Genomic DNA, 12838 nt, shown 5'->3' with positions numbered 1-12838 from the left:
TGATCCCGCGGCGAAATCGATCGCCGCGGGCCCCACGGAAAACCAGACAACCAATCAATCCAAACTTACAAATCAATCGATAGGAATTTCCCGATGGCAACCAGCACCAAAATCAACCTGCGTCCCTTGGATGACCGCGTCGTTGTCGAGCCCAGCGAAGCGGAAGAAACCACCGCCGGCGGCATCGTTCTGCCCGATTCGGCCAAAGAAAAGCCGCAACGTGGCACCGTCGTCGCGGTCGGCCCCGGCAAGTTGTTGGACAGCGGCGCCCGTGGCGAAGTCAGCGTGGCCGTTGGCGACACCGTGATTTACGGCAAGTACGGCGGCAGTGACATCGAAGTCGACGGTCGCGAAATGAAGATCCTTCGCGAAAACGACATCTTGGCCAAGGTTCTGTGATCCGGCCGGATCGGCCTCGCAATCGTCATTAGGCCGCCGGGCATCGGCGGCCGTCGACCGGGCGATCCAACCTTTCAATTTCCATCGCAATCCAAACACTTCACCAAGGAACCTCAATCGTGGCAAAACAACTTTTGTTCGACGATCACGCACGGGCCCGAATGCTGGCCGGCGTCGACAAACTTGCCAAAGCCGTCGCGACGACCATGGGCCCGACCGGCCGTAACGTGATCGTTGACAAATCGTTCGGCGGTCCGACCGTCACCAAGGACGGCGTCACCGTGGCCAAGGAAATCGAACTGGAAGACCGGTTCGAAAACATGGGTGCCAAACTGGTCATCGAAGTCGCGCAAAAGACCAGCGACTTGGCCGGCGACGGCACGACGACCGCAACCGTGTTGGCTCGCGCGATCTTCAAGGAAGGTCTGCGAAACATCGTGGCCGGCAGCAACCCGACCGCCATCCGTCGCGGTATCGATCGTGGCGTCCAAGCCGCTTGCGATCAACTGCACGAGTTGGGTCGACCGGTCAGCGGCAAAGAAGAAGTCGCTCACGTCGGTGCGATTTCCGCCAACAACGATCCGGAAATCGGCAACCTGCTGGCCGATGCCCTGGAACGCGTCGGCAAGGACGGCGTGATCACCGTCGAAGAAGGCAAGTCGCGCACCACCGAAGTCGATTACGTCGACGGGATGCAGTTCGACAAGGGCTACATTTCGCCCTACTTCATCACCGACCCGGGCACGATGGAAGCCGGTTTGGAAAATGCGTTGGTGCTGCTGTACGAAAAGAAGATCAGCAACATCCGCGACTTGGTACCGCTGTTGGAAAAGACCGCACAGTCGGGCCAACCGCTGTTGATCATCGCCGAAGACGTCGACGCCGAAGCACTGACGTTGTTGGTCGTCAACAAGCTGCGTGGAACTTTGAACGTCTGTGCCGTCAAGGCACCAGGATTCGGCGACCGTCGCAAGGCCATGCTGGGCGACATCGCGACGTTGACCGGTGGAACGCTGATCAGCGAAGACCTGGGCATCCAACTGGAAAACGTCACGTTGGATCAACTGGGTCGCGCCAAGAAAGTCACCGTCGACAAGGGTCACACGACCATCGTCGAAGGTGCCGGCAAGCGTGAAGACATCGACAAGCGTGTCGCACAGATCCGCGCACAGATCGAACAGACCGACAGCGATTACGACAAGGAAAAGTTCCAAGAGCGTTTGGCCAAGCTTTCCGGTGGCGTTGCTGTGATCAGCGTCGGTGCGGAAACCGAAGCCGAAATGAAGCAAACCAAGGCTCGCTTGGAAGACGCACTGCACGCAACCCGTGCGGCGATCGAAGAAGGCATTCTGCCCGGTGGCGGTGTCGCCCTGGTGCGTTGCCGCGAAGCGGTCGAAGCGGCCAAGAAGAAGGCTCGCGGCGACGAAAAAATCGGCGTCGACATTGTCTTGAACGCGTTGGACGCGCCGATGCGTCAAATCGCCGACAACGGCGGAATCGACGGCAGCGTCGTGGTCGACGAAGTCAGCCAAAAGGACGTCAACACCGGCTTCAACGCTTACACCGGTGAGTACACCGACATGGTCAAGGCCGGCGTGATCGACCCGGTCAAGGTTGTGCGGACCGCGTTGACCAACGCCGGCAGCATCGCCGGATTGTTGCTGACGACCGAAGCTTTGGTCACCGATTACGACCAAGAAGACAAGGACAAGGTCCCGGTCGAAGGCGTTGTGTCCTAAGTCAGGTCACGCCAATCGCCCCTTGTTGGGACCGTAACACCGCGCGGTCGACACGTCGACCGCCGGTGAACAACGGATGAACCATCTTTCATGGGCCGTGAACCCGCACCGGTTCGCGGCCCTGTTTGCGAAATAAGCAGCAGTATCTCATGGCCGAAAAGACCTGCTATTACGAAGTGCTTCGGGTCGAGCGGACCGCGACCAAGCAGGAGATTGATCGCGCGTACCGAAAACTTGCGATCAAATACCACCCTGACAGCAACCGTGACAGCGAAGACGCGGTCGAGAAATTCAAAGAAGCGACCGAGGCCTATGAGGTCTTGAGCGACGCGGACAAACGCGCCCGCTACGACCAGTATGGTCACGCGGGCGTTGAGGGTGCCGCCCATCAGTTCACCGACGTCGAAGACATCTTCGAAGCCTTTGGCGACATGTTCGGTGGCGGCATGTTCGGCGATTTGTTTGGCAACCGCGGGCGCGGCGGCGGACGACGACGCCGACGCGGCGCCGACATCCGCTGTGACGTCACGCTGACGTTGGAAGAAGCCGCCCGCGGCGTCAAGAAGAATGTCTCCTTTCGCCGCCGAGTGCCCTGCAAAACATGCGGCGGCGACGGCGCCGCTCCCGGCAGCCAACCGGTCACCTGCAACACCTGTGGCGGTCGCGGACAAGTCATCCAGTCCGCGGGCATCCTGCGGGTCCAAACGACCTGCCCGACCTGTCAGGGCCGCGGTCAACAAATCAGCGAACCGTGCAAAGATTGCCGGGGCAGCGGCCAGCAAAACGAACGCGCCGAATTGGCCGTGGAGATTCCGCCCGGTGTCGACGACGGCATGCGGGTGCGATTGTCCAACGAAGGCGAAGCCAGCCCGGACGGCGGCCCCAACGGTGATTGCTATTGTTTCATCACCGTCCAGCCACACGATTTGTTTCAACGCGAAGGCAACCACCTGGTCCTGCAGATGCCGATCAGCTACAGCCAAGCGGCGCTGGGGGCAAACATCGAGGTCCCGACGTTGGACGGACCGCACCAGTTGACCGTGCCGGCGGGCACCCAAAACGGCGAAGTCTTTACCGTCAAAGGCGAAGGCGTCGCCGATCCACGGGGCGGACGCCCCGGCGACCTGTTGGTCCAAGTCTTTGTGGAAGTCCCCAAGAAACTTTCATCCGAACAACAAACGCTGCTTCGCCAACTTGCCGATCTGGATCACGAATCGGTGCTGCCCCAGCGGACCAGTTTTCTGGACAAGCTGAAGCAGTTTTTTGATCCTGATGCTGAAACAGCCGCGAGCAAATCCGGCTAAGCGAACCAACCACGCCGGCTCCGGTGCAAATGCCTGTCACAAACCGGCGGCAATCCACCGTGGCCGATCGACCAGTGTATCGTCGATACCAAAACCGTTCCTGTTGAACCATCCTTTGTCCATCCGACCTTGATGCCGGATCGAACCATGACCAGTGATATCGAATCCAGTGACACCGCCGATCGCCAACCCGTCGAAGACGAATTGGATTTGAACGCCGAAACCGACGCCGCACACGCATCTGACGACGCCACCAGCGCCCCCCAGCCCGAAACACGGGACGAGGAAATGGAACGCTTGCGCGGCGAGGTGGAAGAAGCCAATCGCAAGGCGTTGCAGGCACAGGCCGAAGCGGAAAACTTTCGCAAACGGATGCGCAAGTCGTTCGAAGACGATTTGAAGTACGCCGGTGTTCCAATGGTGACCGACTTGTTGCAAGTCCGCGACAACTTGATGCGTGCCATCGAAGCGGCCGAGGGTACCGAGTCGGTCCAGGGCCTGCGCGATGGCGTTCAAATGGTTGCCAAGCAACTGGACGACACGTTTGCCAAGTACGCGATCAAAGAAATCCCGGCCGACGGCGAAGCGTTTGATCCAAACTATCACGAAGCCATTTCGCAAATGCCCAGCGACGACGTTGAAAGCGGCATGGTCATGCACGTGGCGGTCAGCGGATGGCAAATGCACGACCGTGTGCTGCGTCCGGCACAGGTGATCGTCAGCAGCGGATCAGCTCAGTAGCACGTCAAAATCCAATCCACTTTCATTTGTCAAAACATTCTTTGAGGTTACGGCCATGCCCACCTATGACTATGAGTGCGATGCCTGTGGTCACGAAATGGAGTTGTTCCAGGGCATCAATGATCCGGTGAAGAAGAAGTGCCCCGAATGTGGCAAGTCAAAGCTGCGTCGACTGTTCGGCAGCGGTGCGGCAATCATGTTCAAGGGCAGCGGGTTCTACGAAACCGACTATCGAAGCGACAGCTATAAAAAAGGTGCCGCAGCGGACAAGAAGTCGTCGGACAGCAAGTCTGATTCGAAGTCGAAAACCAAGTCGAAGACTTCGGCCAAGTCCAAAAAGTCGGACTGAGGCTTCGCAGCCGGTGCCGTGCGAGGCTAGCCGCGGGTCGACGTATTTCGCCACAACACTGGTTAACGAAGACTGAATCGTCTTCCGTTCTTCACCCTCCCGCCGGGAGGGTCGAGGCAAAGCGAAGGGAGCGGCAGTTGCGCTACTTTCGCGGAGCGAAAGGCGACGTTGTGGCGGCGGGCATCTGTCTATCTGTTGGCCTTCGAACGAGACGTCCATCTTCATGCTGGCCGACGAAGTCTGAATCGCCGTCTTCCTTTCACCCTCCCGCCGGGAGGGTCGAGCCTTAGCGAGGGGAGGGCAGTTGCGCTACTTTCGCGGAGCGAAAGGCGACGTTGTGGCGGCGGGCATCTGTCGATCTATTGGCCTTCGAACGAGACGTCCATCTTCACGCTGGTCAACGAAGTTTGGATCGCCGTCTTCCTTTCACCCTCCCGCCGGGAGGGTCGAGCCTTAGCGAGGGGAGGGCAGTCGCGCCTCTTTCGCGGAGCGAAAGGCGACGTTGTGGCGGCGGGCATCTGTCTATCTGTTGGCCTTCGAACGAGACGTCCATCTTCACGCTGGTCAACGAAGTTTGGATCGCCGTCTTCCTTTCACCCTCCCGCCGGGAGGGTCGAGCCTTAGCGAGGGGAGGGCAGTTGCGCCTCTTTCGCGGAGCGAAAGGCGACGTTGATTCACCAGCCATCTCCGGTGCCATGACCTGTTTTGTGTTTGTTGAGCAACATGCTGGAAAGTGGATCGCCACACAGGTACCAAAGGCTTCTGCGTCCGGCGCGGGCAACTGACATGGCGGGAACTGCTTCGAAGCAGTCATTGAGTGTTTGTCACTGAAGCAAGCACCCGTTTTCCACTGTTCGGTTCGACCATCGATGACTCTTCGCGTTTCGCTTTGCGCTGTTTTATTTTCAACCGTTATAGGATCTTCCGCCATGGTTTCTCACGTTTCTGCCGACGATCCCACCGCGTTGTCCGTGCAGTTGCAAAAAACGGCAGACGACGCATCGAAACGATTTCCGGCCGAAGTCCTTGAATCCTTTCAAGCGGGAATTGAAAGCGTTCGCGCGACTGGCATCGAACAGTCGGCAAAACAGGTAGGTGACAGCGCAGCCGATGCGACGTTGAAAGGCTGGGACGATCAGTCGGTCACGCTAAGCGAGGTTTGGCAAAACCATCCGGTCATTTTGATGTGGTATCGCGGCGGATGGTGCCCCTATTGCAACCTGCAATTGCGAGCGATGCAGAAGCAACTGAGTGCCATCGAAGGTGCTGGTGCGAAGCTTGTGGTGCTAACGCCGGAGTTGCCAGAGAAAGCCAAAGAAACCGCGGAAGCCAACGATCTGGACATGCTCGTCTTGCACGATGCCAACAACGAATTAGCCAAAAAGTTCGGGATCCTTTTTCAGCTGCCCGACGTGATCGTACCGATTTATCGGGACAAGCTGGAACTTGCGAAGTACAACGGCAACGACGCGATGGAATTGCCATTGTCCGCCACCTACGTCATCGATACCGACGGCAAGATCACCTACGCGTTTCTGGATGCTGATTACAAGAAGCGAGCGGAACCTGCCGAAGTGGTCGCCGCGGTGAAGCAGTTGCAGTAAACGCCGTAGGTTTTTGGCGGTTGCTTCCTGTTGAAAAGGTCTGTGCTTTGATGGCCTGTCTGGACAAGTCTTACGGTTGATCTGATTGGCGTGAGACTTGTCATCCGTTCAGACAAAATCCGGCTGCACACGGTGGTTTGCCCCGCTTTCTCGTCGCGAAATGCGGCTCTGTGGCGGCAGGCATCTGGCGCCAAAACACGGATTAACGAAGCAATAGGATTGCCGTCTTCTTTTCACCCTCCCGCCGGGAGGGCAGTTGCGCTACTTTCGGCGGAGCGAAAGGCGACTTTGTGGCGGCAGGCAACTGGCGCCAGAACACGGATCAACGAAGCAATAGGATTGCCGTCTTCTTTTCACCCTCCCGCCGGGAGGGTCGAGCCTTAGCGAGGGGAGGGCGCGCGCCGGTGACCGAGGCTGCGCTAATTTCGCGGAGCGAAAGGCGACGATGTGGCGGCTTTGGGGGCCGGCAGGGCTTCTGGCCGCCCCGCAGTGACCGTGATCACACTAATTCTTCCACTGGCCTAGCGAATTCTCTTCACATTCGGTGCAATACGCATCATTGGTGATGTGTCGGGGGCGACCTGACACCTCTCAGCCGCTGCGAATCCTGTCGGTTGCCGTCGGGATCGGATTTCGGTTGAGAGATTGTTTGATCGTTCAGGTACCTGCGGACGGCCCAGATTGCGTCCGCTTCAACGACTGATGCCGGATCCAAAGCCCGTGGACGCTGCCCCTGTCACTCTGCACAACGTGAATGGTTCCGACGTTGCCCATGCGGGAGCCGCCGGTAACGGTGACGCTCGCTTGAAACAACTGTTGGGTCAGGTTTACCGCCCGATTCGCCAGCCGATGCAGCAAGTCGAAGACCTGCTGACGCGTCAGTTGCAAAGCCCCTACGAATCAATGAACCCGCTGTTGTGCCACGGTACGCAGTTGGGTGGCAAACGATTGCGGCCGGCGATGTTGCTGTTGTCGGGTCTGAATTTCGGCCCGCTGACCGACGCCCATCTGCGGATGGCGGTCGTGATCGAGATGATTCATACGGCGACGCTGATCCACGACGACGTGTTGGATGAGGCCACTGTCCGGCGGCGTGTTCCCACCGTGAACGCCCGCTGGAACGACCACGTCAGCATCCTGTTCGGTGATTATCTGTTTTCGCAAAGTTTCCGATTGGCCGCGGAAATCGGATCGATCGAAGCCTGTCAGTGGATCGGCGAGGCGTCACGGTTGGTGTGCGAAGGCGAATTGCGTCAAGTTTTGGGCCGCGACTGGCTGCAGATTGATGAAGATGCCTATTTTGACATGATCCAGGGCAAGACCGCGGAGCTTTGCCGGGTCGCGACACAACTGGGCGCTCGCCTTTCGGGTGCCGATGACGATGCGGTCGACGCGATGGCCCGGTACGGCGAAGCGGTCGGGATGGCGTTTCAGATCGCCGACGACTATTTGGACCTGTGGGGCGATGATGCGACGGTCGGCAAGACCTTGGGGACGGATCTGCAGCAAGGCAAACTGACGCTGCCGGTCATCCGCATGCTGCAACAAGCCGAACCGGTGGATCGAGAACGATTGCAGGCCGTACTTTCCGGTCCGCCAGAGCAACGATTCGACGGGATTCGCGACGATCTCATGTCCGGTGATGCCGCCGAATACACGCGTCAGGTCGCCAGTCGATTCCGTGACCAGGCGATCGAAGCGGTTCACAGTGTGCAGGCGTCCTCCGTTTCGGATTCGCTGGTGCAGATCGCCCGATTTGCGGTCCAACGCCGGTTCTGAGTCGGCCGGTTCTGAGTCGGCTGGGCGACGCGGGCGGGTGCTGCGCAAGCTGGTGCGGCGAAACCTTCGCCGGGCGAAAGGCGACACTGGGCCCCGTTTTCGGCACGCGGGTCGCATCTTCTATCACGCCGCCGGCCGAATCGGCGGATCGGCGGCTGGTTGCTGCAGCGAAATGCGGCAAGTGTTGCATCTTGCAACACCTACAACCGGCCCCACCCACTCGATCTCGACCGGATTGGCCCGGATTTCCTTGGAGAAAGAATCGGGCCGCAAATAAAATCGACGGTGAAACCCTGAATTGTCAGCCCCAGTGCGGAAGATCCGATGGCTTCGGCGATCGTTTTTTCGCCCGCTCGGGTTCGCAATTCCACCTGGCTACTCCCCACCCCTCAACGTTCGTGACGCGGCGGCGTCTCTTTTCAACACGCGGAGCAATTGAAGATGGCATTCACGTTGAAATCACTCTTGGGCGGATCGTTCGCCGGGGCACTGGCCCTGACGATTCTCCTGGGCGTGTCCCGACCGGCGGCGGCCGGCGACGACGTTTCCTTTGTCGGTGACGCGGAATTCCGGATCGTCCGGTACGCCGATGACGCGGGCGAAGGCTACTTTGCCGCTTCGATCCTGCCCGACGCCAGCGACGAACTGTTGGCCGCGGCGACCAAATCGGCTGCCGACGTGGTCGTGTTGGTCGACACATCGGCCAGCCAAGTCGGCGGATTCCGCTCCGACACGATGCAAGCGGTCGACCAAATTCTGGCCAAGCTTCGCGGCAGCGATCAAGTCAAGGTTTACGCGACCGACGTCAACACCGTGGATCTCAGCGATCACTTCGCCACCGCGGCCGATGACGATACCCAAGCGGCGTTGGATCGGTTGAACGAACGATTGCCGATGGGCAACACCAACCTGGTCGCCGCGTTGGACAAGGCACGTGCCGCGTTGGCGGGCCGTGACGCGTCGTCCACCCGCAGCATCATCTATGTCGGTGACGGAGCTTCGATGGATTCGACCTACAACGCACAACGGTTCGGCCGGCTGGTCGACGCGCTGCGTGGCGATCACATCAGCGTTCACAGCGTGGTCATCGGCCCCACGGTCAATGTCGAAACACTGGCCATCCTGGCCAACCACACCGGTGGCGTTTTGGGCGTCGTTTCCGAACAACACCCCGCCGATTCGATCGGTGCCGCCGTCGCATCGTCGGCCATCCAATCGCCGATTTGGATCAGCGACGCGGAATTGCTTTCCGGTATGAGCACGATTCACGGTGACCGCTTGCCGCCGCTGCGGTTGGACCGTGATGCGATCCTGTTGGGCCGTTCGCAAACCGCAGCCGCCGACGGCCGCGTGCAATTGACCGGCGAAACGACCAACGCCAAAGTGCGAATCGAATTTGACGCCACCACCGAATCGGACCACCCCGATTTCGCGTTCTTGCCCGGATTGGTTCAGATGGCCGAAAAGGACGGCGGTCTGCTGTTGCCAACGTCGGGATCGATGATGTTGCGTCAGGCGGCCAAGTCCATGAGCGCTCGCGCCGAAGCATTGGCCAAAGCCGGATCGATGGCTCTGCAAAAGGGCGATCAACGTGGCGCCCGCGTGGTTGCCGAAAAGGCTCTGCAGGTCGACCCGAACAACAGCAAAGCCAAAGCGATCGAGAAGGTCACCGCGACGGGCAACCGGCTGATTGTCCAGAACGAAGGTTCCGGTTTCGATGACCTATTCGGATCCCCCGAAGGCGGCGACGATCTGTTCGGCGCTCCCGATGCGGGTGCCGAAGACCTTTTCGGCGAACCCACCGACGCACCGGCACAACCCGAACCCGCCGCTGCACCGGTCCAGCCCGAACCAGCGGCTGCCGCCCCGGCCCCCGCTCCTGCGGCCCCCGCACCGGCACCACCGGTCGCCGCTCCTGCTCCTGCGGCACCGGCACCGGCACCGGCACCACCTGCTGCCTCACCCGCGCCGGTCATCGGTGACCAATTCTTTGACAACCCGGTCGGCGACGACGAAATCGTCGAATCCGGCGGCGATCTGCTCAGCCGATTTGACGCGATGCAAACGGCCAACGAAGGCCGTCTGCGTGCAGAGGTCAACGCGCAACTTGCCGAGGCCCGTCGTCGTTTGATCGAAAACCCGATCGGCGTCGCGGGTTCGCTGAAGAGTCTGCTGGCTCGCGTGGAATCCACACCGGACGTTGCACCGGAGCTGCGTCAGGAATTGGTGGGCAAGGTTCGTACGGCGATTCGTTTGGCCAGCGGACGCGAAGCCGAGTACGCCGAACAACAGGCATCGATCGAAGCCCGTTTGGCCGCATCGGCCGCCACGACGTCGATGTTGCAACAAACCTATCGCGAAGAAGCGAAGCTGAAGGCGTTGGCACGTCAACTGAACGACTTGATCGACGAAGGTCGGTACCAAGAAGCCGACGGCGAAGTCAGCTTGGCGTTCGCCGAACTGGCCGGCGACACGATCACGCGTGACAGCGTGGCCGGGCGTCATTTCACCGACCTGCCGTTGATGTTGCAGGTGTATGACCGCGACCGCCGGATCAACGAACTGCGTCAACGAAACTACGTCGACGTGTTCTCCGCCGTGTTGGAAGCCAACATTCCGTTCACCGGCGAACCGCCCGTCTTGTACCCCGATGCGGAAACTTGGAAACGCATGTCGCGTCGACGTCTGGACCGTTACAGCAGCGTTGAACTGGTCAGCGACAGCGATGCGGAACGTCGCATCGAACAGAAATTGGACGAACAGTCCAGCTTCGATTTCATCGAAACCCCGCTGGACCAAGTCCGCGAAGAAATTTCTCGTCAACACGACATTCCCGTCGTGATCGACCGACGTGCGTTGGAGGAACTGGGGCTGTCCAGCGACACCCCGATCAGCTTCCAAATCGACAACGTCAGCCTGCGTTCGGCATTGCGTTTGATGCTTTCCGAAGAAGACCTGGCATACACCATCAAGGACGAAGTCCTGAAGATCACCACCGTCGACGCCGACGAAGACATCCAAAAGGTCTATCCGATGGGTGACCTTGTCGTGCCGATCATGAACATGGGCGGCGGCATGATGGGCGGCGGCATGATGGGCGGCGGCATGGGTGGCGGCATGATGGGCGGCGGCATGGGCGGCGGCATGATGGGTGGCGGCATGGGCGGCGGCATGATGGGCGGCGGCATGATGGGCGGCGGCATGGGCGGCATGATGGCCGTTCCAGACAACGCCGGCCTGGGCCAAAAGTCCACCACCGCGGCGCCCAAATCCGAGACTAAGACTCGCAAGATCGATCTGGGCCCGATCCGATTGAAAGTCGCCGAAGGCCAAAGCCGATCCGACGCGTGGAACGCTTTGTTCGCACGATTCGAAGAAGCTTCGCCCGAGTTGATTCGCCAACTGGACGCTCGCGTTCAAGCCAGCGTGGGCGAACTGAGTGTCAAAGCCGGTTCGGCCGTCAAGCGAGGCGACGATTCGTTGGCCATGCAGCACTTCGGCGAAGTCCGCGTGATCATTTCCGCGGCGATCCGATCCGGTCACGTCCAACCATGGATGTACCAGGCCTACGCGATCGCCTTGGAAGCCACCGGGGCCGCCAAGTCGGACATTGAACGTGCTTATTTGTCGGCGGTCGACTTCGCCGAATCTCCCGAAGACGTCTTGCACGTCGCGGCCCGATTGGAAGCCGCCGATTGTCACGAAGCCGCGTTGCAACTTTGCCAAAAGGTTTCCGACGTCGACCGCTATCGTCGCGAGCCGTACGTGATGGGGCTGCGATTGGCCAAACACCTGAATTCGCAAGACGGTATCGCTTGGGCGTGCGAAGGTATCCTGTCCCAGGCTTGGCCGAAGAAGTACGAATCGATCGTCGAAGAAGCCCGACTGCTGGCTCGTGCGACGTACAACGAACTGATCGAGAATGGCCAGAAGGACGACGCCGACAAGTTCAACGAATCGTTGCAACTGGCATCGTCCCACGACGTCATCGTCCGCGTTTCGTGGACGGGTGACGCCGATGTCGACATCGCCGTGGAAGAACCCGCCGGAACGATCTGCTCGCTGGAAACGCCCGCGACTGCCGCCGGCGGAACCTTGCTGGGTGATTCGTTCGCCGGACATGGCGAAGATTCCGAAGGCTCCGTTTCGGAAACTTACATTTGTCCGGAAGGCTTCAGCGGTAAGTATCGCTTGTTACTGCGTCGGGTCTGGGGCAACGTTTCCACCGGTCACGTGAACGTGGAAGTCCTGACCGATGTCGGACGTCCGGAACAAAACCTGATTCAGAAAGCGATTCCGCTGACCGAAAAGGATGCCCTGATCACGTTTGAACTGAAGAATGGCAAACGTCAGGAAGAAATCGCCGATGCCCAATTGGCCCACCTGAACGATGTCCAACGCGATATCCGCAACGACGTCCTGGGGCAGTTTGCCGGCGGCATCGACCAGAACGCTTTGCAACAGTTCCTCAGCGATGCCGCACTGTTGGGCGGCACGGGTGGCAACTTTGTCGACCCGCGTTTGGGCTTTGGTAATCGTGGCGCCGTCGGTTTCCGTCCGGAAATCACGACGCTACCCACCGGTGCGATGATGTTTGCAACCGCGGTGGTTTCGGCCGATCGACGTTACGTTCGTGTCACCCCGTCACCGTTCTTCACGCAGATCGGCGAAGTCAACACGTTCAACTTCGTCACCGGCGAAGACGGGGCCACCGGTGGTGGCAACACGGGCGGCGGCGCAGCCGGCGGCTTTGGTGGTGCGGGCGGTGCCGGCGGCGGTTTGCTGTAACGTTCACCGCTGAAACATCCAGCCGACTCTTATTCAACGCCGATCAGCACAACGCTGGTCGGCGTTTTTTCGTGCGCCGGTGGGTCGCAATGACCGCCACCATGGACATCACGTGTGGGCATAGAATGCGCTGAC

General features: G+C 59.8%; 8 protein-coding genes. All 8 read left to right on the top strand.

Annotated elements, in window-relative coordinates:
• Positions 1-93 precede the first annotated feature (93 nt).
• The 8 genes from groES to HFP54_RS15300 all read left to right on the top strand — a co-directional run bounded on the left by groES (position 94) and on the right by HFP54_RS15300 (position 12703).
• Entirely contained in the window at positions 94-399 is a 306-nt protein-coding gene (groES, locus tag HFP54_RS15335) for a co-chaperone GroES (RefSeq protein ID WP_145299199.1), read from the top strand.
• 119 nt (positions 400-518) lie between these two features.
• The gene (groL, locus tag HFP54_RS15330) at positions 519-2138 is read left to right on the top strand and encodes a chaperonin GroEL (protein WP_168565791.1); all 1620 of its coding nucleotides are present in this window, start codon (positions 519-521) and stop codon (positions 2136-2138) included.
• Between the two features lie 149 nt (positions 2139-2287).
• Positions 2288-3442: a molecular chaperone DnaJ gene (gene dnaJ / locus HFP54_RS15325; RefSeq protein ID WP_146413237.1), complete on the top strand. Its 1155-nt coding sequence runs from the start codon at positions 2288-2290 to the stop codon at positions 3440-3442.
• 147 nt (positions 3443-3589) lie between these two features.
• Entirely contained in the window at positions 3590-4183 is a 594-nt protein-coding gene (gene grpE, locus HFP54_RS15320) for a nucleotide exchange factor GrpE (protein ID WP_168565790.1), read from the top strand.
• A 55-nt stretch (positions 4184-4238) separates the two neighbouring features.
• Positions 4239-4532 carry an FmdB family zinc ribbon protein gene (locus HFP54_RS15315; protein WP_146413235.1) on the top strand — a complete coding sequence of 98 codons (294 nt, stop codon included), beginning with the start codon at positions 4239-4241 and terminating at the stop codon, positions 4530-4532.
• 929 nt (positions 4533-5461) lie between these two features.
• A complete protein-coding gene (locus HFP54_RS15310; RefSeq protein ID WP_146413234.1) occupies positions 5462-6136 on the top strand; it encodes a peroxiredoxin-like family protein in 675 nt (224 codons plus the stop codon).
• Between the two features lie 720 nt (positions 6137-6856).
• Positions 6857-7915, top strand: a complete 1059-nt coding sequence (locus HFP54_RS15305) for a polyprenyl synthetase family protein (RefSeq protein ID WP_315853906.1) — start codon at positions 6857-6859, stop codon at positions 7913-7915.
• A 441-nt stretch (positions 7916-8356) separates the two neighbouring features.
• Positions 8357-12703, top strand: coding sequence for a vWA domain-containing protein (locus tag HFP54_RS15300; protein ID WP_168565789.1), 4347 nt, complete (start codon positions 8357-8359; stop codon positions 12701-12703).
• The last annotated feature ends 135 nt before the right edge of the window (positions 12704-12838 follow it).

This window comes from Crateriforma spongiae (assembly GCF_012290005.1).
Classification (GTDB): domain Bacteria; phylum Planctomycetota; class Planctomycetia; order Pirellulales; family Pirellulaceae; genus Crateriforma; species Crateriforma spongiae.
Note: the sequence above shows the minus strand (reverse complement) of the source record. Positions and strands in the feature narration are given on the sequence as shown.

Excerpts from the sequence above, each read along its gene's own strand:
- groES (WP_145299199.1), top strand. The coding sequence starts at position 94 with ATGGCAACCAGCACCAAAATCAACCTGCGTCCCTTGGATGACCGCGTC.
- dnaJ (WP_146413237.1), top strand. The coding sequence starts at position 2,288 with ATGGCCGAAAAGACCTGCTATTACGAAGTGCTTCGGGTCGAGCGGACC.
- grpE (WP_168565790.1), top strand. The coding sequence starts at position 3,590 with ATGACCAGTGATATCGAATCCAGTGACACCGCCGATCGCCAACCCGTC.
- HFP54_RS15315 (WP_146413235.1), top strand. The coding sequence starts at position 4,239 with ATGCCCACCTATGACTATGAGTGCGATGCCTGTGGTCACGAAATGGAG.
- HFP54_RS15310 (WP_146413234.1), top strand. The coding sequence starts at position 5,462 with ATGGTTTCTCACGTTTCTGCCGACGATCCCACCGCGTTGTCCGTGCAG.
- HFP54_RS15300 (WP_168565789.1), top strand. The coding sequence starts at position 8,357 with ATGGCATTCACGTTGAAATCACTCTTGGGCGGATCGTTCGCCGGGGCA.